The following is a 21,074-nucleotide window of genomic DNA, read 5'->3' on the forward strand; positions in this document are numbered from 1 at the left end:
CGTACGACCGCCCCCTCCCGGCGTTTCAGCCGGGCAGCGGCCACGCGTACGGCCCCTCGGGGTCGTCCAGCCAGGCCCACTCGTGCTCGCCGCTCACCGTGATGCCGTACCGCTCCCGCTGCGGCTGCCCCTCGCGCTCCCACAGCGCGTAGGCCTCCTGTGGATCGAGGCTGCCGCGAGTGAGGGCCAGCAGGAAGCGGAACAGCTCGTGCTCCCTGGCCCGGCGCGGCAGTCCGCCCACCTGCACGGGCTCCGGTTCGGACCTGGTCCCGCCGCGCAGCGGCACGAAGTAGGCGGGCGTGTGCAGGAAGCGCCCTTCGGCGTGCTCGGCGTCCCGTACGGCGAGGGCGACCAGACCGGTGGCGAGCGGCGTCAGGACGCGGGCGCCGGGGCGGCACTGGGCGAGCCAGGCGCGCGGGATCGACGGCAGGGCGCAGGTGGCGATGACACGGTCGAAGGGGGCGCGCTCGGGCACACCGCGTGCGCCGTCGCCCGTGACGACGACGGGGTGGTATCCGGCCGCCGCCAGGTGCTGCCGGGCCGACTCGGTGATCTCCGGCTCCAGGTCGACGGTGGTGACGAGGTCGTCGTCGCCGAGCCGGTGCGCGAGCAGGGCGGCGTTGTAGCCCGTGCCGGCGCCGATCTCCAGCACCCTGCTGCCGTCCGCCACCTCCAGCGCGACCAGCATCATCGCCATCAGGGACGGCTGGCTGCTGGAGGAGAGCAGCTCACCGTCGCGCAGCCGGGTCGCCAGCGGGGTGTCCGCGTACGCGCCGCGCACCCAGCGCTCCCGCGCGGCCGGGTCGGGGCTCTGGCCCCAGCGCCGCTCGTAGCCGCCGGCGACGCCCACGTAGTAGTACGGCACGAACAGATGCCGGGGCACGGCGGCGAAGGCGTCCCGCCACACGGGGTCGTCGGCCCAGGCGCCGCCCAGGTCGATCTCACGCACCAGCGCGGCCCGCGCCGAGGCGGCGAGGTCCTCCAGGTCGGGGTCGAGAGCGTGCGCGCTCATACGTCCACTGTCCTGCGGGAGGCGGCGCGAGGCGAGCACGCCACGGCCCGCTCGTCCGATCCGGACGCTGGTCCTAAGCCTGGAGTCCTCCGTCGTCGCGTCTGAGACCATGGACGGGTGAATGAGATTCGGCGCGGCACGCTTCAGGAGCAGACCTTCTACGAGCAGGTCGGCGGGGAGGAGACCTTCCGCCGCCTCGTCCACCGTTTCTACGAGGGTGTCGCCGAGGACCCGATCCTCAAGCCCATGTATCCCGAGGAGGACCTGGGCCCGGCCGAGGAGCGCCTCACCCTGTTCCTGATCCAGTACTGGGGCGGCCCGACGACGTACAGCGAGAACCGCGGCCACCCCCGCCTGCGGATGCGCCACGCCCCGTTCGCCGTGGACCGCGCGGCCCACGACGCCTGGCTGAAGCACATGCGGGACGCCGTCGACGAGCTCGGCCTCTCCGAGGAGCACGAGCGGACGCTGTGGAGCTACCTGACGTACGCGGCGGCGTCGATGGTGAACACGGCGGGCTGACCCACCGCGCGCTCCGGAGGGTCAGCGGACGCTGACGTCCAACGCCCCGAGGCCCGCCCTGCGGACGGCGATCGAGCCGTACGGCGTACGCAGCCTGAGCCACGCGCCCGACGCGAAGAGGCCGAGGGCCGCCTCGTCGGGGGTGATGTTCGGGTCTGGGGTGGTGCGCGTGCCGGGGGTGGCGTGCGTGTCCGGGGTGGCGTGCGTGTCGCCTCGTAGGCGAAGGAAGCCCAGTGACTGGGCGGCGTGCACGGCCCGCACCGGAAGCCGGGTGTCGCCGACCGTCCGGGACCAGATCTCGCGCCCGATCCGGTCGAGTTCGGCCCGGGTACGCAGCTCGGGCGCCAGCTCCTGTGTACGGGACCGGAATTCCGCGACCGCCGCACCGACCATCGCGCCCAGCTCGGCCGGCGCCGGCAGCCCGCTCTCGCGCCGCCAGCCGCCGCGCGGCGGGAGCACGCCCGCCCACGGCGGTCCGGTGACCGCGGCCGGGACCGCGGCGGTGCCCGCCGACTCGTCGACGGACTCCAGGAGTTCACCCGCGGAGACGGTCACGTCCAGCATGACGTCGAGCCCGTTCTCGTACGGCTTCGCCAGCCGCACCGCACGGATCGCCAGCACCTCGAAGGACGGCGGGCGCCCGAACACGGCGAGCGCGGTGCCGGCCGCCTGGAGGCGCACCGCGGCACCGCGGTCGTAGTGGAGCAGCCGGGAGAGGAAGGCCGCGAGATCCGCCGCCTCCCCCTGGTCGGCGAGATGGAGCACCGTCATGCGGCGACGGCCTCCTCCTCGTCGGCCGCGTCATCCATGTACTCCTGGAGGAACTCCTTCTCCTCCGCGGTGATACGGCGCGGCCGTTCCGCCTTGAAGTCGAACGGCACGACCACCGTCGAGGCCCGGACATAGACCAGGTCGTCGTCCTTCACCTCGTAGGTGATGGTGAAGGACGCGGCCCTGATCTCACTGACCCACAGCTCGATGTCCACCGGGTGGTGCCGGTGGACGAGCTGCCGCTTGTAGTCGATCTCGTGGCGCGCCACCACGGACCCCTGCTTGAAGTCCTTCTCGGGACGGAACAGGAAGTCGATACGGGCTTCCTCCAGGTAGCGGAGGAAGACCACGTTGTTGACGTGGCCGTACGCGTCCATGTCCGCCCAGCGCAGCGGGCAGCGGTAGATGTGCCGCAAGATCGATCAGCCCCGGGTCAGCTTCTTGTAGGTGGCGCGGTGCGGACGGGCGGCGTCCGGGCCGAGCCGCTCGACCTTGTTCTTCTCGTACGACTCGAAGTTGCCCTCGAACCAGAACCACTTGGACTCGCCCTCGTAGGCGAGGATGTGGGTGGCGACGCGGTCGAGGAACCACCGGTCGTGGGAGACGACCACGGCCGCGCCCGGGAACTCGAGCAGCGCGTTCTCCAGGGAGCCCAGCGTCTCGACGTCGAGGTCGTTCGTCGGCTCGTCGAGGAGCAGCAGGTTGCCGCCCTGCTTGAGGGTGAGCGCCAGGTTGAGACGGTTGCGCTCACCACCGGAGAGGACACCGGCCGGCTTCTGCTGGTCGGGGCCCTTGAACCCGAAGGCGGAGACATAGGCCCGCGAGGGCATCTCGACCTGACCGACATTGATGTAGTCGAGCTCGTCGCTGACCACGGCCCAGAGGGTCTTCTTCGGGTCGATGTTCGCGCGGCTCTGGTCGACGTACGAGATCTTGACGGTCTCGCCGACCTTGATGTCGCCGGAGTCCGGGGTCTCCAGACCCTGGATCATCTTGAAGAGGGTGGTCTTGCCGGCGCCGTTGGGGCCGATGACGCCCACGATGCCGTTGCGCGGCAGCGTGAAGCTGAGGTCGTCGATGAGGACCTTGTCGCCGAAGCCCTTGGTGAGGTTGGAGACCTCGACGACGATGTTGCCGAGGCGCGGGCCCGGCGGGATCTGGATCTCCTCGAAGTCCAGCTTCCGCATCTTGTCGGCCTCGGCGGCCATCTCCTCGTAGCGAGCCAGACGCGCCTTGGACTTGGCCTGACGCCCCTTAGCGTTCGACCGCACCCACTCCAGCTCTTCCTTGAGCCGCTTGGCGCGCTTGGCGTCCTTCTGCCCCTCGACCTTGAGACGGGTCTGCTTGGTCTCCAGGTACTTGGAGTAGTTGCCCTCGTAGCCGTGCAGCCGGCCGCGGTCGACCTCGCAGATCCAGCCGGCGACGTTGTCGAGGAAGTACCGGTCGTGGGTCACGGCCACGATGGTGCCCTCGTACTTGGCGAGGTGCTGCTCCAGCCAGTTCACCGACTCGGCGTCGAGGTGGTTGGTGGGCTCGTCGAGAAGCAGCAGGTCAGGGGCCTCCAGCAGCAGCTTGCACAGCGCCACACGCCGCTTCTCACCACCGGAGAGGTTGGTGACGGCCCAGTCGCCGGGCGGGCACCCGAGCGCGTCCATGGCCTGCTCGAGCTGAGCGTCAAGATCCCATGCGTTGGCGTGGTCGAGCTCCTCCTGGAGCTTGCCCATCTCGTCGAGCAGCGCGTCGGAGTAGTCGGTCGCCATCAGCTCGGCGATCTCGTTGAACCGGTCGAGCTTGCCCTTGACCTCGGCGACACCCTCCTGGACGTTCTCCAGGACGGTCTTGTCCTCGCTCAGCGGCGGCTCCTGCAGCAGGATGCCGACGGTGTACCCCGGCGACAGGAAGGCATCGCCGTTCGACGGCTGCTCCAGTCCCGCCATGATCTTCAGGATGGTCGACTTACCGGCACCGTTCGGGCCGACCACACCGATCTTCGCGCCGGGCAGGAAGTTCAGCGAGACGTCGTCAAGGATGACCTTGTCGCCGATTGCCTTGCGCGTCTTGCGCATGGTTGTAGATGTACTCAGCCAAGAGAAACCGTCCGGCAGCTTGAAATCAGGCAGTGGGCAGATACACCCCATCTTGCCGGATCGCCACCCCCGGGGGGAAACCCGTTTGGGGGAGGGTCACTGACCTGGGGTTTCACAGTCGGCATCGCAGCCACGCACCCAACCCTCCCGCGCGCTCGCGCGACACGTTCACGATTTTCGGCGCGCCATCAGGACATATGGGAATTCTTAACATTAACCTCCCATAACTGTACGAAGTCGATCTCTCACGGATCGCACCCACCTCACTCCTTCGGAGATGACATGCACAAGCTTCGTAAGGCTGCCGTCGTGGCCGTGGCCATCGGCACCGTCGGACTGCTGGGCGCCGGGACGGCCACGGCCGATGGTCACGGCGGCAAGGGCGGGGACAAGGTCAGCGTTCTGCAGAGCTCCAACTGCAAGTCGCACGACCTGAACCTCGACGTCCTCGGCCAGGTCGGCATCCTCAACGGTGCGCTGGGCAACGCGCTCAACGGCGAGGGCGACACGGGTGCGCAGGCCACGCACATCGGCTCGACCATGGGCTGCGACAACAGCGCCTGGTAGGTCGCGCTCTGGAACGGGGCTTCTCGCCACGTCTCACGCCGTGCAGCGTGATGCCGTGATGCTGTGAGGTCGCCGGTGGAGAAAGGACCGTGACACACGGTCCACCGACAGGGGCCTGATCCGCGTGTGTGGATCAGGCCCCTGGTCTGGCGATTGTCCGGTGTGGCTCGCGTCTGGCTCTGCCTCGGACTCAGTCCTGCGTCGGCAGCTGCTTCTTCCGTACGACGACCAGCGCCGCGCCACCGATCACGACCAGGCCGATGGCGATGCCCGCGATCAGGGGGGTCATGGCGGAGCCACCGGTCGCGGCGAGGTTGGTGTCGTCGGACGCCACGCCGACCGTGGCGGGGCTCGGCTCGCTGAGGGTCTGGGTGGCGTCGCCCGCCTCGTCGGCCTCACTCACCTGCGTCTTGCAGTCCAGCACGCCGGTGAACCGCTTCGCGAACCCGCCCGGTCCTTCGATGGTGAAGTCGTAGGCCTGGTCCTCCTGCAGCGGGACCGTCACCGTCCGCGACTTGCCCGCCGGGACGCTGTACTCGACCCCGAGCAGCTCGAAGGTGAACGGCTCGGTGCCCTCGTTGGCCGCGGTGATGTCGACGCCGCCCTTGGCGCAGTTCTCCGCCGCCGACAGCGCGGGTATCGCACCGGACTTGGCCCAGGTCGCGGTCGCCGTCGCCGAGACGGTCGACTCGCTGGAGCCGGCCAGGATCTGCGTCTGGCTGCGGCTCTCGGCGGCGAAGGCGCGTCCCACCGGCACGGTCGTCGAGGCCTGCACGGTCAGCTCCGCCTGGCCGGCCGCCGCGTCCTCGGGCACCTCGAAGAACACCTGGCTGCCGTCGGCGGCGGACGTGACGGCCACGCCGTCCTTGTCCACGATCCGCACCCCGCTGGTGGCGGCGTCCGCCGGCGGCGTCACCGTGGCACTGCCCGCGTTGGTGTGAACCGTCACCGGACCGAGCCGCTCACCGGGGTGGCCGGAGACGGCAGGCGGGTCGAGCGTGAGCGACGCCTGGGGCTCCGCCACGCTCCGCGCGTTCTTCTCCAGATAGTCCGCGAGCCGCTCGGCCTGCGGGTCGACGGCGTTTACGTCCACCCCGTCCGAGTAGCGCCAGATGGCCACCTGGGTGCCGGCCGCCGCGTCCTGCTCGGTGAGGCCGCCCTTGACGCCCGCCTTGCCGGCGAGCGCGGCGAGGTCGTTCACCTGCGGATAGGAGTTCTGCAGGATCCAGCGGATCTTGCCCGCGTCGTTGTTGGCCCCCAGCGAGGTGCCGCTCCAGGGCGTCTCGTGGTACTTGGCGTCGCGCTGCGTGGGGTTGTGGATGTCGACGCAGTACGTCTGCAGCATGCCGCCGCCGTCAACGGACATCTCGAACAGGCCTGCCGAGATCTCCTGGTCGCCGGAGTCGGCGTGGACGACCGCGGCACCGTAGGTCTTCAGGCCGCCTATGGTGGCCGTCGCCCCGCCCTGGCTCCACGCTGCCTCGTCGGCCGCGGCGGGGCCGGCGCCGGCCATCACCGAGGCGGCGACGAGCCCGGACACCAGGGTCGCGGCGGCGACACGGGCCGTCGCCCCTCGCCCGTGCGCCGTCAGCGCAGAGAACGCAGCAAACACAGAATTCCCCTTCGAGCAGGACCCGTTGACGTGGGGGGCAGGGTCCCACCAGCAGAATCAGAAGCCCCGAGAGCTACGTCCGGCATCCTAGGTACGCGACGCACCACGCTTCCCTGTGATCCCGTCGGAGGGCCGATCCGACTCGGAATCGTTATCGCCAAGATCCCTTGTGAGCAGGGCTTATCGACAAATCCACCGGGGTCGTTCGGAACGCATTCGCCGATAAGCCGCAGTTCGGTCAGCCCCATGGAGTGACTGACGTCACGTCACCGACACTGGTTCCTGGGCCTGTTGGGCGTCCGCCTCGGCGGGTGGTGTCTCCCAGTCGGGCTCGGGCTGCGCCGGCGCGGCAGCGGCCCCCACCTCCGGCCGGGGGGTGCGCCGGAAGGCCGAGGTGCCGCGCGCGAGATCGTGGCCGATCGCCGTCGCGTCGATGTCGGCCGAGGTCCAGTTCTGCCCCTCGCGCACGTCCGAGCGGACCTTCAGCCTGCCCTGCACCACGACGGGATCGCCCACGTTCAGCGACCCGGCGGCATTGGTTGCCAGCTGCCGATTGGCCCACACCGTGAAGAAGTTGGTGTGCCCGTCGGTCCACTCGTTCTTCCCGCGGTCGAGGTAGCGCGCGGTCACCGCCAGCCGGAAGCGCGCGGACGGTCCCGTCGCCAGCTCCCGGTACACCGGCTGCGTCGCCACGTTGCCCACCGCGCAGATGATCGTCTCGTTCATCTCGAATCCCTCCCTCACCCGGCTGCTCCCGCCGGGCGGATACGCGTACGGGCCCGTCCCGTACGGCTGCGTCCGACATGACGGCCGCGCACCCTCGGTACGTCCTGGTGCGCCGCCGTCACCGCGATCGACCGCGTCCGTCGCGATCGCCGCGAAGCCAGACTGCCTCCGCCGGGCCGAGCCCGCTGAGCCCTGTGGATCACCGCTCGCCTGTGGATATCTCCGCCACTCGGACGGGTGACCCACGGTCACCCGGTCAGGTCACCTCCCAGGTCAGGTCACCTCCCAGGTCAGGTCACCTTCCCGGTCAGGTCACCTTCCGGGCCAGGTCATCCCCTGGTCTCAGGTCGCCCCCGGTCAGGTCACCTCCCAGGTCGCAGGTCACCGAGCCGAGGACCCCACCCCCATCACCCGCCCGTACTGCTCCCTGACCTCCCGGTATCGCAGCAGCTCCGCCGCCACCGGATCCAGCACCCGGGCCCGCCCGCACCCGGCCGCCGCCTCCCGCAACCGTCGTTCCGCGTCCAGGCCGTACCGCCGGGCCGGCCCCCGTGCCGCCATCCGGCAGCCCCACTCGACCAGCGGACCGCCGACGATGCCGGCCACCATCAGCAGCACCGGCACGCCCAGGTTGGGCGCCATGACACCGACGATCTGCCCCACCAGCCAGAGTCCGCCGAGGACCTGAAGGATCGTCATGGACGCCTGTACCAGGACGGCCGCCGGCCACCAGCTCGGTCGCGGCGGTCGCCCGGGCGGCAGTCCGGCCCGGGCGCCCAGCTCGTCCAGCGCCTCGGGCAGCCCCTGGGCTCCCCGGACGGCCGCCTCGCGCACCGCCTGTGCCCAGGGCGTGGGCAGCCCGGCCGACGCCTCGTCGGCGACCGTCCGCACGGCCTGTTCGACGCGCTGCCGCGCGGTGGCCTCCTCGTCCGTCTGGGCCCGCAGGGACAGGCGTCCCGTCGGGGGCTCGCCCCGGTCCTGGTACCAGCGCCACAGCCGCAGCCAGGGCGTCCCGCACGCGCGGTTGGCGTTGCGCAGCCAGGCCCGCTCGGCGGCCTCGCCCGCGGCGGTGGCGCCGATCGCGTCCGCGAGCCGGGCGGAGAACTCGTCCCGTGCCTCCTCGCTGAGCCCGGTCCGCCGCCGCGCCGCGTACACCGGCCGCAGCTTCCACCCGGCGGCGTCCACGTCGGCCGAGATCCGGCGCGCCGCCGCACCCCGCTCCGCCACGAACTGGCCGAGCGCCTCGCGCAGATCGCCGACGCCGTCCCCGGTGAGTGCTGACAGCGCGAGCACGATGGCGCCCGGTTCGCCGTGCTCGCCCAGCGCGATGCCGTCCTCGTCGAGCAGCCGCCGCAGGTCGTCGAGGACCTGGTCGGTGGCCTCCCCGGGCAGCCGGTCGATCTGGTTGAGGACGACGAACATGATCTCCGCATGCCCCGCCATGGGCCGCAGATAGCGCTCGTGCAGCACGGCGTCGGCGTACTTCTCGGGGTCGACGACCCAGATGACCGCGTCGACGAGCGCCAGGACGCGGTCGACCTGCTCGCGGTGCTGCACGGCCGCCGAGTCGTGGTCGGGCAGGTCGACCAGGACGAGCCCGCGCAACTGCCCGTCCGCGGCGGCGTTCTGCGCGGGCCGCCGCCGCAGCCGTGGTGGGATGCCCAGCCGGTCGATGAGGCCCACCGCGCCGTCGCTCCAGCTGCAGGCGAGGGGCGAGGCGGTCGTCGGCCGCCGTACGCCCGTCTCCGAGATGGTCACTCCGGCGAGCGCGTTGAACAGCTGCGACTTGCCGCTGCCCGTGGCGCCCGCGATGGCGACGACGGTGTGCTGCCCGGACAGCCTGCGCCGCGCCGCAGCCTCGTCCAGCACCCGGCCCGCCTCGGAGAGGGTCCTGTTGTCGAGCCGGGTGCGCGAGAGCCCGACCAGTTCACGCAACGCGTCGAGCCGGGACCGCAGCGCGCCGTCGTAGGCGAGCGGCGTCACGACCTGCGCCCCTGAAGCGCGCGGCTCCACGATGGCGGGTTGCTCCGGAGCAGCGGTCTCATTCACCCTCCGTGCGATCAGCCCGTCGTCCCAGGGGGATGCGGATTCCGTACCGGCTGAGGCGTCCGCACCGGTGGAAGAGCCCGTACCGGCGGGGGGGTCCGTCCGGGAGGGGGATTCCGTACGCCGGGGAGTACGGGCCCCACCGGTCCCACCCGCCGCCTTACGGGCCCGGGAGTCGCGGGCACCCTCACGCGCGGGCGAGTCCCCGTCCTTGCCCGCGTCCTTGCCTGCGTCGTTGCCTGCGTCGTTGCCTGCGTCGTTGTCCTTACGGCTGCCGGAATCGGCGGCGAACCCACGCGCGGGCGTGTCACCGTTCCTACGGCCGCCGGGCTCCGGGACAGCCACCCGCACCGGCGTGTCGTCACTCGCACGGCCGCCGGTGTCGGGGGCCTGCACACGCGCGCGCGGGTCGGTGTCCTCCTCCGCGTCCTCCACGCGCGCGTGGTCGTCGCCCGCCCGGCACTCCTGCTTCGCCAGCTTCCTCCAGAGCTTGCGCATCTCCGACTCCTCGGCAGCCGCGGAATCCTCGCCCTCGTCGAGCTCTTCCTCCGCGCGGTCACCGGCAGCGGCGAAGCCGATCTCGGAAGCGCCCTCCGCAGGGGCCGCGCTCGCCGGGACGTGGGGCTCACGCTCGTCGTCCTCGGTGGCGCCGTCCTTCTGCTGATCGGCGTGTTCGGTGTGGTCCTGGTCAGTGACGGCAGTCACCGGTCACCTCTCCTTCTGCAGTACGGACAGCGCGGCGATGAGTTCGGCCTGGGGTTCCGGATGGACCTCCAGGGCGTCGAGCGGGGCGAGCCGGCGCTCGCGTTCGTTGTGCATGACCCGGTCCAGGTGCTCGTTGAGCAGCCGCCCGGCCCGGTCGCGCAGCCGCAGCGCCCCGTGCGCCCCGATCCGCTCGGCGAGCCCCTCCCCCGCGGACCGCGCCCGGCGTCCGCCCAGCAGCGCGGTGGCGACGAGCGCGGTGACGACCTCGGAATCCGGGGCGACGCTGCGGTCGAGGACGCTCACCTCGTCCTCGGCGTACTCCTCCAGCTCCCGGCGCCAGCGCCGTACGGCCACGCCGATACGGTGTTCCACACTTGCGGGCCGTGGGTCACGGCCCGTCAGTTCGGGCGCCTCGGCGGCCGGTTCGCGCCGCCAGGCGTCGTCGACGCGCTCGTCGGCGGCGGTGACGGCGCACAGCAGGAGGGTGCTCAGGCTCTCCACCAGCGAGTCGAGCAGCTCACCGGCGGTGCTGTCGAGGGGGAAGGCGCGCCAGCGTTTCAGCGCGTCACCGGCGAGTACGGCGCCGGCCTGCAGGCGGCTGCGCACGCGCGCGTACTCACTGTCGTACGCGCTGTCCACGGCGGCGGTGAGCCGCAGCGCCGCCGCGTACTGGGCGGCGGCGGCGTTGGCAAGCTCGGGCATGCGGACCTTGAGGGAGTCGAGCAGGCCGTGGGCCGTACGGGCGACGGCCTGCTCCCGTGCCCCCGGGTCCTGGGCCTGCTGACTGAGCCAGGTGCGCAGCGGCGCCACCGCCGTGGCCGGCAGCAGCCCGCCGCCCCAGGCCGACTCGGGCAGCTCGGGCACGGTGAAGCGGGGTACGTCGCCGAGGCCGGCCTTGGTCAGGAGCGCCCCGTACTGCCGGGACACCTCGGACACGACCTGGTGGGGCACCCGGTCCAGCACGGTCACCAGGGTGGCGTCGTACTCCTTGGCGGTGCGCAGCAGGTGCCAGGGGACGGCGTCGGCGTACCGCGCGGCCGTGGTCACCATCACCCAGATGTCGGCCGCGCAGATCAGTTCGGCCGCGAGTACACGGTTGTCGGCGATCAGGGAGTCGATGTCGGGCGCGTCGAGAAGGGCGAGGCCGCACGGCAGTGTGTCGGCGGTCTCGACCCGCAGCACGCGTGCGGAGTCCTCGGCGGACAGCATCGGTTCGTCCGCCGGATCTTGTTCGGGCACCCACACGCGCTTGAGGTCGGGCAGTACGCGCATCCCGCTGAACCAGTGATGGTCCTCGGGATGGCAGACCAGCACAGGGTTTCGCGTCGTCGGCCGCAGCACGCCTGCCTCGGTCACGCGCCGGCCCACGAGGGAGTTGACGAGCGTCGACTTGCCGGCGCCGGTGGATCCTCCCACCACGGCCAGCAAGGGCGCTTCAGGCTCCTTCAAGCGGGGCACCAAATAGTCGTCGAGCTGCGCGAGCAGTTCGTCGCGGTTGGCACGCGCGCGTGGCGCCCCCGCCAGGGGCAGCGGGAAGCGTGCGGCGGCGACACGGTCGCGCAGGGCGGAAAGTGCGTCGAGCAGCTGAGGCCGTACGTCCAAGGTCACCACATGCGAAGAATGCCCAATTTTAGGGGAATTCTGAAGCATATGAGCATGTCTGCGCGCCGACGGGACACAAGGGATGGAAGGGACGACTGGGACACAGGCACAGTCCAGGCATAACGAGTGCACAACACCCGGGGCGCGAGAGGCCAAAAGCGGTGCACGATTCGTACCTGCCTGCGATTATCAGGACCGCTTCACCGAACCTCCACATCGAGCCACGGAGGCGAAGCAATTGGGACACGGATGTGGGAGCCCTATCCTTGTCTCCGGCCACGTCACGGATCAGCCCCGCCCGGGCACCACGAACGCGGCCACCACAACCGGCCCCCGTAGCTCAGTGGATAGAGCAGGCGCCTTCTAAGCGCTTGGCCGCAGGTTCGAGTCCTGCCGGGGGCGCGCAGTCTCCGCCCTCCTCCGGGAGGGCGTTTTTGCTGGTCAGAGGCTGCTTAGCGGGCTCGGCGGAGCGGCTTCGCGGATGGGGATGAACCCCTGACGAAGGTCGGCGGGTGTCCGGCTGGAGACGGTTTCGTCCGGCCCTCGGCGGGTGTCCTTCCCGAAAACCGGGGCGGGCCTCGCCCGGTGTGCGCCTTGGCCGAGACGCAATGATCCGCACAGGTCCCGAGATCACCGCGGCCGCCCAGGACGGCCCACTGCGGATCACCCCCTTCGCCGCAGACCAGGTCGACCCCAACAGTTACGACGTCCGCCTCGGCCCGGCCTTGATCACCTGCACCGCCGCCATCCTGGACGCCCATCAGCCCAACCCCCACCGCCGAGTTCACGATCGACCCCGACGGATGCGTCCTCCCATATGGGCGATATGACTGAAATGACGTCCCGGGCATATCCTGGTGAGTGGGTCCGCGCACTCTCACGTGCAACGACCCGGAAGGGCGGCCCCGGTGTGTATACGCCGGGGCCGTTGCGTCACCGGCCCATGCCAACGGGGGAAGGTGTGATCCCAGGTGTGATCCCCTCGGTCGATCTCCGCGAGTGACGCAACCGCGTCGTGGTTGAACCGACCTGCCCTTCTGCGCGGGATATCACCGCCGTTTCGTTGCGCAAAGCCCGACATCGCTCCATGCCACTTGCCTGAGCGAGGTCGGGCACTCGCCGTTAGCGTGAAGGAAGAGGGAAGAGGAAGGGGAAGGGGCACTACAGGCTGCCTGTGGCGTCGGAAAGTGGTGACCGAAGATGACGGATACCGGACTGCCGAACCAGCCCGAGACCCCTCGCGCGGGATCATCGGGCGAGCGCGGCGGGAAGAGTGCGGGGGTGCCGCACGGAAGCGATCCGGGGTCGCGCGGCCGTACAACAATCGCCGACGGTGTGGTGGCGAAGATCGTCGGGCTGGCGGCCCGGGATGTGCCGGGCGTCCATGCGATGGGTGGTGGGTTCGCCCGGGGCATGGGGGCCATGCGTGAACGTGTGCCCGGTGCCGGCGGGAAGTCCGTCACCAGTGGCGTGAAGGTCGAGGTCGGCGGGGTACAGACCGCGGTCGACCTGGAGATCGTCGTCGAGTACGGCGTCTCCATCGTCGAGGTCGCGGGCGACGTCAGAGAGAACGTGATCGCTGCCGTCGAGCGGATGACCGGTCTGGAAGTCGTCGAGGTCAACATTGCGGTCGGCGATGTGCATGTGCTCGACGAGGACGAGGACGAGGACGAAGACAATGAACAACCAGAGCGGCGGCTCGAGTAATCGCTGCCGGAGCCCGAGCGAGCGAGGAGCGCGCGATGGGTATGGCCGCGGTTGGCCTGTTCACCGGGATGGCGCTGGGTTTCGCCGGACGGTTCGCCGACGGTGAGGGGAACTCGGCGACCTCTTCCACACCCGCGTTCCACACCCGCGAGCACGCAACCGGCGGCGGTGGGACCAGCCGCTCCTCGGAGGACGACCGCCGACGGTAGTGAGCCGATGTCCAGGAGCGGTCCGTTCGGCCTCTTCGGGGAGTAGCGTGAATGCATCGGGAGCATTTCGCACACCGGCTCCGATGCCGGTGTCGTTCCCAGTGAGCAACGACACCGGGCAGCTGCGCTCGCGCAGAGGTCCAGAGACGGGTTCGCGCGATGTCCGCGACCACCTCTCCTCCGCCGCTACGGGCCGTTCCCTTCAGGACCCCGACCGCGCGCCTCGCGCTGAAATCCGCGGGTCCTTCAGCAGGGCACGTGGAGTTGGACGGCGCTTGGTGGCCTCGGTCACGTGACCTGACACACGAACTCTCCGCTCTGGCGGACGTACTGGATCCACTGTGGGGACGGATCACCCATATCGCCGTCAACCCGCGCTACTGGCCGACACTCCCACGCAAGATCCTCGTCAACGGCCATGTGGTGGAGGTGGTTGGTTCACGTCGGAGCAGGATCCGCACAAGATCCTGCTGCTGTCTTACACCGCGGGCCGCTGGGACCTCCTGGTGATCCCCCCGGAGACGGGAGCCCCCTCGGCCGCCCGGCTGATGGCCGCCGCGAGCGCGGACACCGGCCCGCCGACGACCACGACCGCCCTCGTGGCGGAGGAACAGGGCGGCGAAACTTCCTCGTCGTGCGAGGCCACCATCAGTCGGCCCGGCCGGCCCGGTCGGCCCGGCCGGCTGATGGTGGGGATGTGACGGTCGTCGTCGCCGAACCTGGCCGTCGGTGCCCTGATGATTCGACCACCGCGGCAGTCCGTCGTCGGCCGGATCAGTCGTGGCCACCTGCCGCGGCCGCCATGAGCGGTTCCGCGGCTTCCTCGGTCGTATCCGGAGGCACGACCAGCAGATCCCAGCGCCCCCGGCCGGGGGCGAGCAGGACGATCGTGTGCGGGGCGGATGCCGCCACGGTCCTGCGCAGTCGTACGACTTGGTCGGAGACGAGCATCCGGCCGGGCACCGCGGACCATGTCGCCCCGTTGACGGTGACGCTGGTGATGCGGCCCCACGCGCGCGGCAATCCAGCGAGCAGCCGGGGGAGTTCGGCGAGCAGGTCGTACGAACGGGGCCACCACGCTCCGTCGATGGGCCGGGGCATGCCGCTGCGGGATGCGAGACGCAGCCGGAGGACGGGGCGGGAGGGAGGCGGGGGCTGCAGTGCGGTGATCATGAGGCTCCTGCCAACTGCCGTAGGAGACTGAGTGGTTGACGTCAGGCGCGGCGGGCCGCGACCCGCTCCGCCGTCGGCCAGCGCACGTCGTGCACCCAGCCGAGGCGTTCGAGGAGGCGGATGACGGCGGCCGACGGGTCGAGCTGGCCGCGGTCGACGCCGTGGCGGGCGCTGGTGGGGTCGGCATGGTGGAGGTTGTGCCAGCTCTCGCCGAAGGAGAGCAGGGCGAGGGGCCACAGGTTGGTGGCCCGGTCGTGGCGCCGGGTGCGGAACGGGCGCTCACCGATCAGGTGGCAGAGGGAGTTCACGCTCCAGGTGACGTGATGGAGCAGGGCGATGCGGACGAGTCCCGCCCACAGCAGGGCGGTCACCCCGTACACCCACGTGCCGCCGATGGCCCAGCCCGCCGCGAACGGCAGGGCGAGCGTGAGGACGCACAGCGCCGGGAAGGCGCGGGCGACGGCACGGATGTCACGGTCGGCGAGGAGGTCGGGGGCGTAACGCTCGGGCGACGTACGGTCGTTGCGGAACAGCCAGCCGATGTGCGCGTGCAGCAGACCGCGCAACTGGCCGCGCAGATGCGTGCCGTAGCGGTACGGGGAGTGCGGGTCCCCCGGCCGGTCGGTGAAGGCGTGGTGGCGGCGGTGGGTGGCGACCCAGCCGATGACGTCGCCCTGGAAACTCATCGAGCCGGCCACCGCGAGCGCGATCCGCACGGGACGGACGGCCCGGTAGCCGCCGTGGGTGAGGCCGCGGTGGAAGCCGACGGTGACGCCGAGACCTGTGATCATGTAGAGGACGAGGGCGATCACGATGTCGGCGGGGTGGATGAGACTCCCCCACAGCAGCCAGCCGGCGAGACCGAGCGCCACGAACGGCAGGACGACGATCACCGCGGTCACTGTGACGTACAGCCGGTCACTGCCGCTGCGCGCGGGCGCCGGGCCGTCGGGCGGGAAGGGGGACGTCCCGTCGTAGCCCTGGGGCGGCGGGGCGGGGTCCGACGGTGTGACCGTCGGGGGCGCGGTGGGACTGAGTGGCATACGTGGCTCCTCGGCCTGGATGCGGATGGCGCGGCCGGGGTCACGGGCTGCCCATGTGAGGGAAGTCGCGAGGGCGGAGCCGGTTCGGACGCCGGCATGCGACGAGTCCTCGCTTCGTCCACCGTACTCCCGCGCGCTCCGGGACGAGGCGGGCCGGATCGCGTGGCACCGCGTTGACACGAACCGTGGCCGGACGTTGACTGGCAGGACGGTGCAGGGCCATGCCACCCCGGAACACACGGCGAGGCATTCCGCCTTCCCGCCTCGCCCAGACCCCGCGGGAACCGACTACCCGACAACAGCGAGGCCGGCCATGACCGTTTCACGGACCATCAAGAACCAGGCGCGGACGATGAAGGGCAGGATCACGGAAGAGCTCGGCCGGGTCACCGGCAACAGGCGACTGCAACGCCGAGGCAGGACCGACCGGGTCTCCGGAAGCCTGAAGCAGGCCGCGGAGAAGGCCAAGGGTGCCTTCAGGCGTGGCCCCGGAAGCGGCCCCCGGTGATGTACGACCAGACACGCGCCCAACAGCCCGCGGGCCAGACCCGGGGCCCCGCCGAGCGCCGTACCCCAGGCCCGGAACCACTGCTCCCGCCGGACGAACAGGACAAGATCGTCCAACGCCTCCGGCACGCCCTGAACACCTTCGCCGACACCCCGCGCGAGGCGCTGGAAGAGGCCGAGAGCGCCTATGACGAAGCCGTCACCCAGCTCGTGAACGCCCTCGCGGAACGACGGCGTCTCCTTCGCGCCGGCTGGCAGGACCACGACCCGGAGGCGCGGTCCGACGGGCTCCGGCTCGCGCTGAGGCAGTACCGAGAGATCACCCAGCGACTGCTCCACATCTAGGGCGCCGCTACTCCGCGCCGCAGGGGAGCGCGGAGTAGTGTGGACATTACCGAGGGCATTTCGCACACCGGCTTCCACGCCGGGTCGTCCTCGGAGAACGATGAAACCCGGGCCGCCGCAGAGGCGGCCCGGAGACGGGTCCGCATCATGTCGGCGACCTTGCTTCCACCCCTGCCGCACCCCGAGCCCGTCGCAGCCCCGGCCGCGCGCCTCGCCCTGAAGACCGACGGCACCTCCCGTGGACTCCTGGACGGTGCCTGGTGGCCCCGCTCCCGGGATCTGCTGAGCGAACTGCCCGCACTGACCGACGTGTTGGACCCCTTGTGGGGCCGCATCACCCGCATCGCCGTCAACCCGGAGCACTGGCCGGTCATTCCCCGCAAGGTTCCCGTCGACGGCCATATCGTCAAGGTCGGCTGGTTCACCCCGGAGATCGACCCGCACAAGCTGCTGCTGCTCTCCTACGGCACCGGGCGCTGGGACCTGCTGGTCATCCCGCCCGAGACCGGGGCGGAGTCGGCGGCCCGGCTGATGGCCGCCGCGTCCGACTACGACGGCCCGCCGCTGACCGCGAGTGCGCTCATCGCCGCGGACGAGGCCCGGCACGGCGTCTCCGCGACCGACGGGCCACTGGACCCGGACGAGGCATGGGACTACGAGGGCGGCGCCTCCGCGGTGTCCGCGGCGGTTCCGGAACAGCCCGGTCCGCTCAGTCGGGCCAGCCGCCTGAGCATCGGTATGTGAGGTGGCCGCCATGAACGCCTTCCTGACAGCCGCTGCCTTCATCGTTCTCATCGCAGCGGGCGCATACGTGATCCACCGGCTCAACATCCAGCACGCCGACCGAATCGCCGGGCACCAGTACAGCGCCGCCCTGCCCGGCCGCCGCGGCCGCGGTACCCCGCAGCCCCCGGTGGGACCGGACCGGTCCGAGTCGCCGACCACCGGCGAACGACGGGACCACCGCGACGGGGGCCGCGGCCGGTTCCCACCGCGCCGCCGCCGCAGCCGTACCACTCACCACAGGTGACCAGGCGGTTTCCGTCACGGGCCAACGACTGTGCGAAGAGCCGCCGGGTCCCGTGACCCGAGGCGTCATGACTCTTCCGCAGCTGAATGTCTACCGGCACGACCGGGGCGGGCGAGCACTGATCACCCTGACCGGCGAGATCGACCCGGCCACCGCGCCTCAGGTACGCGACCGCTCTGGAGCGGTGCCTGCTTGAGGGCATCACCACCGTCGACGTGGATCCGACCACCGTCGGCCTCTGCGACAGCAGCGGCCTGAGCGTCTTCCTCGACGCGTCGCGGCACGCCACCGAGAGCCACGCCTCCCTGCGGCTGCACCACCCGTCCCCGCAGACATAACGGCTCCTCGCGGACCCAACGGTTCCTCGCGGACAGCGGCTCCGGTCTTCTGCTCCCGTGAGGGCTCCGGGAGAGGTGCGGTGCACAGCGGGACCCGGAGCCATCTGTTCCGATCGTGTGTGACATGCCGCCTCTGGCGTAATGGGCTGTTCGGCGTGGCCCGCCGCGTCACGCTGTGCGGGTTGATCGCGGTCGTGTCAGGAGCCCGTGTGTGCAGATCACGTGAGCGGGTCGAGCGCATCCGCAGTGACCGCGGGACGGACCGCGCGTGTCGGTGCGGGCGCTGGACTGGCGGCACGAGGTGAGTATGGACACGGCGGCCGAAGCTCCGACGACGCCGGTGCGGGAGTGCGGTTATGGCGGAAGGTGAGCACCGACCAGACAAGGGCGTGCTGGACCGGTCGGAGGGGTTCGGTGAGCGGCTGCTGGGGGTGCTGCTGGACCGGGCGCACGAGATGCCGCCGCAGCTGATCGCCCCGCTGATCGCGGAAGAGGTGGCCAGGGTCGGTGGCCGCGACGTCTCGATCCTGCTGCAGGACTACGGCCAGTTGGTGTTGGTGCCGTTGCCGGGTCGGCGCCTCATGGTCGGCGAGCCCGAGCCGATCGGTGACTCTCCCGCCGGCACAGCCTTTCTGGACGCGACCACTGTCGAGGTGCCGCAGTCCGACGGCGTCCGGATGTATCTGCCGTTGCTGGACGGCAGCGACCAGGTGGGCGTGATGGCCCTCACCCTGGACACCGTCGATGACGACGACCGGCGGCTGCTGCGCAGGCTCGCCGGCCTGGTCGCCGACATGCTGGTCACCAAGCACAGCTACACCGATCAGTTCTTCCGCGCGCGGCGCCGCGAACCGATGAGCGTGGCCGCGGAGATCCAGTGGTCCCTGCTGCCGCCGCTGGCGATGGCCGTCCCGCAGGTCGCGGTGGCCGGAATTCTGGAGCCCGCCTACGACGTCGCCGGCGACAGCTTCGACTACGCCCTCAACGAGGACATCCTGCACGTGGCCATGCTCGATGCGATGGGCCACGGCCTGGACTCCGCCACGATGGCGACCGTCGCCGTCGGGGCCTACCGGCACGCCAGACGTGCCGACATCGGCCTGTCCGAGATCTACGCGTTCATGGACCGGGCCATCGCCGAGCAGTTCGGGCCCGACCACTTCGTCACCGCCCAGATGATGCGTCTGAACATCGTGACGGGCCACCTGCAGTGGGTCAACGCGGGCCACCCCGCACCGCTGCTGATCCGTGACCACAAGGTCGTCCGGCAACTGGGAGGTCCGACCACCTTGCCCGTCGGCTTCGGCGGTGAGGAGCCCCGGATCAGCGGGCAGATGCTCCAACGCGGCGACCGGGTGCTGTGCTTCACCGACGGCCTGATCGAGGAGCACGAAGCCGGCGAAGAACAGTTCGGCGAAGAACAACTCATCCACTGGGTCAACCGCATCGAACACACAGAGAAGGGAGTGCGAGCGGTGGTGCGCGCACTCTCCCACGCCCTGAAGCAGGAACGGGGCGGTCGCACCACCGACGACGCGACCCTCTTCCTGATCGAATGGCGAGGTGGCGCCGCCGACCACCTCGTGCTCCTGGAGTGAGCCGACACCCAGCGACCGGCTCCGTCATGGGAGCCACCGCGTGTTTTGCGCCGTCCATATCCTGGGATTGGGCTGCTTCGGACCGTCCGTCACACGATGCGAGGACTACGCTGCTGTAGACGTCCCAGACCCCGGCGGCATGCTGTTGCTGAACACAGATGGCTGCGGGGTGCGGATTCTTCGTCCGTGACCCGGCGCTTCCCTGGAGGGAACCACGTGGGTCCTCTGTCCTGCTGCGCAGGCTGTCGGACCTGCCGTTGCTCTGCCTCCGCCGAAAGTACGCCCTGCCGGGAGCGCGCCCGGGGTGCCGGAACTCCGGCTCACGGTGCCGCTGCCGGATGGTCCTCCGAACCGAGGCGTCATGCCCCTCTCACAGCTCACCGTCCACCGCCATGACCAAAGGAAACAGGCGCAGATCACCCTGTCCGGTGAGATCGACCTCGAATCCGTGCCGTTGGTGCGCGAGTCCCTGGAGCGGTGCCTGCGGGACGGTATCCGCACCATCGACGTCGACCTCACCCCCGTCATCTTCTGCGACTGCAGCGGACTCAACGTATTCCTCCACGCCGCGCAGCAGACCACCGTGGCCGGGGGGACCCTGCGACTGCACCATCCGCCGACGACACTGGCTCGGATTCTCGACCTCGCCGGCTGCGGGTTCCTGCTCCTCGGGATTCCGCCCTGCCACCTGCCATCTCCTCTCGGCGACACCCCGGCCGCGCCCCGTCCAACCCCGCCGCACCGGTCTGTCCCGCTTGCGCCTGTTCTCTCGGGCGATGTGCGATGACGGCCGTACCCGGGCGGGGACAGTCCCGGAAGCCGGGAGACGGCGAGCCGTCCCCCGTGGCTCCGGCGCGGTTGCGTCGGCTGAGCCGTTGGCTGGTGGAGGGCCTGCGTGAGGATCTGGTGGCTCTGTATGTGGAGTCCCGCGCAACGCCGCCGGGTGATCCATACCGCCGTCCCAGCCGCCAGAACTTCCTGAACCGTCTCACCGCGGACATGCGCCGACCGGGATTCGCCATGGTGATCGCCGAGACGGACAGCCTGACGGGATGCGCCTTCGGATTCCCGGTAGGCGGTGACGGCTCCTGGTGGCTCGGCTTCGACGGAGCACTGCCGCGCAGCATCGAGCAACTCACAGCGTCCGGCAGCGTCTTCGCGTTCGCCGACATTCTGATCCGGCCACACCTCCAGGACGGGGAACTCGCCCGTCGTGTGCAGGTGCGGCTGCTGACCGACCATCAGGCGTCGCTCGGCGCCACCCTGGTGGACCGGGCCGATCGCCAGGCCCTCGCTGCGCTCCGCTCCTGGGGGTGGCTGGATGTCGGAGAGCTTCGCAGGCCGGCGGGCGCCACCACGTTCCGCGCGCTGGTACTTCCCTTCGGGGAACGCACCACGGCGAGGCTGGAGGGCCTTTTCACGATGCCTGGAGGCGGTGTCCCGGGTGGGGTCTGACAGCCGGTCGGCCCGCATT

24 protein-coding genes, 1 tRNA gene and 2 pseudogenes are annotated in these 21,074 nt (G+C 70.6%); 17 read left to right on the forward strand and 10 right to left on the reverse strand.

Going from position 1 to position 21,074, the window contains the following annotated elements:
* Positions 1-25: 25 nt before the first annotated feature.
* Entirely contained in the window at positions 26-1,012 is a 987-nt protein-coding gene (locus ABIE67_RS17180; RefSeq protein WP_370258137.1) for a methyltransferase domain-containing protein, read from the reverse strand.
* Between the two features lie 117 nt (positions 1,013-1,129).
* Here ABIE67_RS17180 and ABIE67_RS17185 point away from each other — a divergent pair, with 117 nt between their 5' ends.
* Positions 1,130-1,534 carry a globin gene (locus ABIE67_RS17185; RefSeq protein WP_370258139.1) on the forward strand — a complete coding sequence of 135 codons (405 nt, stop codon included), beginning with the start codon at positions 1,130-1,132 and terminating at the stop codon, positions 1,532-1,534.
* Between the two features lie 21 nt (positions 1,535-1,555).
* Here ABIE67_RS17185 and ABIE67_RS17190 read toward each other — a convergent pair whose 3' ends face one another.
* The 3 genes and pseudogenes from ABIE67_RS17190 to ettA all read right to left on the reverse strand — a co-directional run bounded on the left by ABIE67_RS17190 (position 1,556) and on the right by ettA (position 4,393).
* A complete protein-coding gene (locus tag ABIE67_RS17190) occupies positions 1,556-2,305 on the reverse strand; it encodes a hypothetical protein (protein ID WP_370258141.1) in 750 nt (249 codons plus the stop codon).
* Positions 2,302-2,721: an acyl-CoA thioesterase gene (locus tag ABIE67_RS17195; RefSeq protein WP_370258144.1), complete on the reverse strand. Its 420-nt coding sequence runs from the start codon at positions 2,719-2,721 to the stop codon at positions 2,302-2,304. The genes ABIE67_RS17190 and ABIE67_RS17195 overlap by 4 nt, the downstream gene beginning before the upstream one ends.
* 6 nt (positions 2,722-2,727) lie before the next feature.
* Positions 2,728-4,393 (reverse strand): annotated as a pseudogene (gene ettA / locus ABIE67_RS17200) (energy-dependent translational throttle protein EttA).
* A gap of 281 nt (positions 4,394-4,674) precedes the next feature.
* On the opposite strand from ettA, the gene ABIE67_RS17205 reads away from it, so the two are divergent.
* Positions 4,675-4,959, forward strand: coding sequence for a hypothetical protein (locus tag ABIE67_RS17205; RefSeq protein WP_370258146.1), 285 nt, complete (start codon positions 4,675-4,677; stop codon positions 4,957-4,959).
* Between the two features lie 190 nt (positions 4,960-5,149).
* Here the strand turns inward: ABIE67_RS17205 and ABIE67_RS17210 are convergent, their stop codons facing one another.
* The 4 genes from ABIE67_RS17210 to ABIE67_RS17225 all read right to left on the reverse strand — a co-directional run bounded on the left by ABIE67_RS17210 (position 5,150) and on the right by ABIE67_RS17225 (position 11,659).
* Positions 5,150-6,571: a Cys-Gln thioester bond-forming surface protein gene (locus ABIE67_RS17210; RefSeq protein ID WP_370258148.1), complete on the reverse strand. Its 1,422-nt coding sequence runs from the start codon at positions 6,569-6,571 to the stop codon at positions 5,150-5,152.
* Positions 6,572-6,832: 261 nt separating this feature from the next.
* Entirely contained in the window at positions 6,833-7,297 is a 465-nt protein-coding gene (locus ABIE67_RS17215; RefSeq protein ID WP_370258151.1) for a single-stranded DNA-binding protein, read from the reverse strand.
* Between the two features lie 381 nt (positions 7,298-7,678).
* Positions 7,679-9,841: a GTPase gene (locus ABIE67_RS17220; protein ID WP_370268675.1), complete on the reverse strand. Its 2,163-nt coding sequence runs from the start codon at positions 9,839-9,841 to the stop codon at positions 7,679-7,681.
* 210 nt (positions 9,842-10,051) lie between these two features.
* Positions 10,052-11,659, reverse strand: coding sequence for a dynamin family protein (locus tag ABIE67_RS17225; protein ID WP_370258153.1), 1,608 nt, complete (start codon positions 11,657-11,659; stop codon positions 10,052-10,054).
* Between the two features lie 320 nt (positions 11,660-11,979).
* Between ABIE67_RS17225 and ABIE67_RS17230 the strand changes: the two genes are divergently transcribed.
* The 6 genes and pseudogenes from ABIE67_RS17230 (at position 11,980) to ABIE67_RS17255 (ending at position 14,267) form a co-directional block, all read left to right on the forward strand.
* Positions 11,980-12,052: transfer RNA gene (locus ABIE67_RS17230), tRNA-Arg, on the forward strand.
* 206 nt (positions 12,053-12,258) lie between these two features.
* Complete coding sequence (locus tag ABIE67_RS17235) at positions 12,259-12,480, forward strand: hypothetical protein (protein ID WP_370258155.1); 222 nt, start codon at positions 12,259-12,261, stop codon at positions 12,478-12,480.
* A gap of 370 nt (positions 12,481-12,850) precedes the next feature.
* Entirely contained in the window at positions 12,851-13,357 is a 507-nt protein-coding gene (locus tag ABIE67_RS17240; protein WP_370258157.1) for an Asp23/Gls24 family envelope stress response protein, read from the forward strand.
* Positions 13,358-13,392: 35 nt separating this feature from the next.
* Positions 13,393-13,566, forward strand: a complete 174-nt coding sequence (locus ABIE67_RS17245; RefSeq protein ID WP_370258159.1) for a hypothetical protein — start codon at positions 13,393-13,395, stop codon at positions 13,564-13,566.
* Between the two features lie 159 nt (positions 13,567-13,725).
* Positions 13,726-14,066 (forward strand): annotated as a pseudogene (locus ABIE67_RS17250) (DUF5994 family protein); the annotation flags it as partial.
* Between the two features lie 6 nt (positions 14,067-14,072).
* Positions 14,073-14,267, forward strand: coding sequence for a hypothetical protein (locus tag ABIE67_RS17255; protein WP_370269697.1), 195 nt, complete (start codon positions 14,073-14,075; stop codon positions 14,265-14,267).
* A 73-nt stretch (positions 14,268-14,340) separates the two neighbouring features.
* On the opposite strand, the gene ABIE67_RS17260 is transcribed toward ABIE67_RS17255, so the two are convergent.
* The gene (locus ABIE67_RS17260; protein ID WP_370258160.1) at positions 14,341-14,739 is read right to left on the reverse strand and encodes a DUF5994 family protein; all 399 of its coding nucleotides are present in this window, start codon (positions 14,737-14,739) and stop codon (positions 14,341-14,343) included.
* 41 nt (positions 14,740-14,780) lie between these two features.
* Positions 14,781-15,782 carry an acyl-CoA desaturase gene (locus ABIE67_RS17265; protein ID WP_370258162.1) on the reverse strand — a complete coding sequence of 334 codons (1,002 nt, stop codon included), beginning with the start codon at positions 15,780-15,782 and terminating at the stop codon, positions 14,781-14,783.
* Positions 15,783-16,095: 313 nt separating this feature from the next.
* On the opposite strand from ABIE67_RS17265, the gene ABIE67_RS17270 reads away from it, so the two are divergent.
* From ABIE67_RS17270 to ABIE67_RS17310, 9 genes are all read left to right on the forward strand, one after another.
* Entirely contained in the window at positions 16,096-16,290 is a 195-nt protein-coding gene (locus tag ABIE67_RS17270; protein WP_370258166.1) for a CsbD family protein, read from the forward strand.
* Positions 16,287-16,634 (forward strand): hypothetical protein, encoded by a 348-nt coding sequence (locus ABIE67_RS17275; protein ID WP_370258168.1) that lies wholly within the window; start codon positions 16,287-16,289, stop codon positions 16,632-16,634. Before ABIE67_RS17270 ends, ABIE67_RS17275 begins: the two co-directional genes overlap by 4 nt.
* Before the next feature lie 39 nt (positions 16,635-16,673).
* The gene (locus ABIE67_RS17280; RefSeq protein ID WP_370258170.1) at positions 16,674-17,378 is read left to right on the forward strand and encodes a DUF5994 family protein; all 705 of its coding nucleotides are present in this window, start codon (positions 16,674-16,676) and stop codon (positions 17,376-17,378) included.
* 10 nt (positions 17,379-17,388) lie between these two features.
* Entirely contained in the window at positions 17,389-17,664 is a 276-nt protein-coding gene (locus ABIE67_RS17285) for a hypothetical protein (protein ID WP_370258172.1), read from the forward strand.
* A 67-nt stretch (positions 17,665-17,731) separates the two neighbouring features.
* Positions 17,732-17,860: a hypothetical protein gene (locus ABIE67_RS17290; protein WP_370258174.1), complete on the forward strand. Its 129-nt coding sequence runs from the start codon at positions 17,732-17,734 to the stop codon at positions 17,858-17,860.
* 19 nt (positions 17,861-17,879) lie between these two features.
* On the forward strand, positions 17,880-18,002 hold the full coding sequence (locus tag ABIE67_RS17295) for a hypothetical protein (protein ID WP_370258176.1): 123 nt from the start codon (positions 17,880-17,882) through the stop codon (positions 18,000-18,002).
* 356 nt (positions 18,003-18,358) lie between these two features.
* Positions 18,359-19,600, forward strand: a complete 1,242-nt coding sequence (locus ABIE67_RS17300; RefSeq protein WP_370258178.1) for a PP2C family protein-serine/threonine phosphatase — start codon at positions 18,359-18,361, stop codon at positions 19,598-19,600.
* Between the two features lie 361 nt (positions 19,601-19,961).
* Positions 19,962-20,387, forward strand: a complete 426-nt coding sequence (locus ABIE67_RS17305; RefSeq protein WP_370258180.1) for an STAS domain-containing protein — start codon at positions 19,962-19,964, stop codon at positions 20,385-20,387.
* Complete coding sequence (locus ABIE67_RS17310) at positions 20,384-21,055, forward strand: hypothetical protein (RefSeq protein ID WP_370258182.1); 672 nt, start codon at positions 20,384-20,386, stop codon at positions 21,053-21,055. Before ABIE67_RS17305 ends, ABIE67_RS17310 begins: the two co-directional genes overlap by 4 nt.
* The last annotated feature ends 19 nt before the right edge of the window (positions 21,056-21,074 follow it).

The sequence above is a fragment of the Streptomyces sp. V4I8 genome (assembly GCF_041261225.1).
Lineage (GTDB): Bacteria > Actinomycetota > Actinomycetes > Streptomycetales > Streptomycetaceae > Streptomyces.

Excerpts from the sequence above, each read along its gene's own strand:
- ABIE67_RS17305 (WP_370258180.1), top strand. The coding sequence starts at position 19,962 with ATGCCCCTCTCACAGCTCACCGTCCACCGCCATGACCAAAGGAAACAG.
- ABIE67_RS17265 (WP_370258162.1), bottom strand. The coding sequence starts at position 15,782 with ATGCCACTCAGTCCCACCGCGCCCCCGACGGTCACACCGTCGGACCCC.
- ABIE67_RS17190 (WP_370258141.1), bottom strand. The coding sequence starts at position 2,305 with ATGACGGTGCTCCATCTCGCCGACCAGGGGGAGGCGGCGGATCTCGCG.
- ABIE67_RS17180 (WP_370258137.1), bottom strand. The coding sequence starts at position 1,012 with ATGAGCGCGCACGCTCTCGACCCCGACCTGGAGGACCTCGCCGCCTCG.
- ABIE67_RS17245 (WP_370258159.1), top strand. The coding sequence starts at position 13,393 with ATGGGTATGGCCGCGGTTGGCCTGTTCACCGGGATGGCGCTGGGTTTC.
- ABIE67_RS17215 (WP_370258151.1), bottom strand. The coding sequence starts at position 7,297 with ATGAACGAGACGATCATCTGCGCGGTGGGCAACGTGGCGACGCAGCCG.
- ABIE67_RS17300 (WP_370258178.1), top strand. The coding sequence starts at position 18,359 with ATGGCGGAAGGTGAGCACCGACCAGACAAGGGCGTGCTGGACCGGTCG.
- ABIE67_RS17270 (WP_370258166.1), top strand. The coding sequence starts at position 16,096 with ATGACCGTTTCACGGACCATCAAGAACCAGGCGCGGACGATGAAGGGC.
- ABIE67_RS17290 (WP_370258174.1), top strand. The coding sequence starts at position 17,732 with ATGACTCTTCCGCAGCTGAATGTCTACCGGCACGACCGGGGCGGGCGA.
- ABIE67_RS17285 (WP_370258172.1), top strand. The coding sequence starts at position 17,389 with ATGAACGCCTTCCTGACAGCCGCTGCCTTCATCGTTCTCATCGCAGCG.
- ABIE67_RS17260 (WP_370258160.1), bottom strand. The coding sequence starts at position 14,739 with ATGATCACCGCACTGCAGCCCCCGCCTCCCTCCCGCCCCGTCCTCCGG.
- ABIE67_RS17240 (WP_370258157.1), top strand. The coding sequence starts at position 12,851 with ATGACGGATACCGGACTGCCGAACCAGCCCGAGACCCCTCGCGCGGGA.
- ABIE67_RS17205 (WP_370258146.1), top strand. The coding sequence starts at position 4,675 with ATGCACAAGCTTCGTAAGGCTGCCGTCGTGGCCGTGGCCATCGGCACC.
- ABIE67_RS17220 (WP_370268675.1), bottom strand. The coding sequence starts at position 9,841 with ATGCGCAAGCTCTGGAGGAAGCTGGCGAAGCAGGAGTGCCGGGCGGGC.
- ABIE67_RS17235 (WP_370258155.1), top strand. The coding sequence starts at position 12,259 with ATGATCCGCACAGGTCCCGAGATCACCGCGGCCGCCCAGGACGGCCCA.
- ABIE67_RS17310 (WP_370258182.1), top strand. The coding sequence starts at position 20,384 with ATGACGGCCGTACCCGGGCGGGGACAGTCCCGGAAGCCGGGAGACGGC.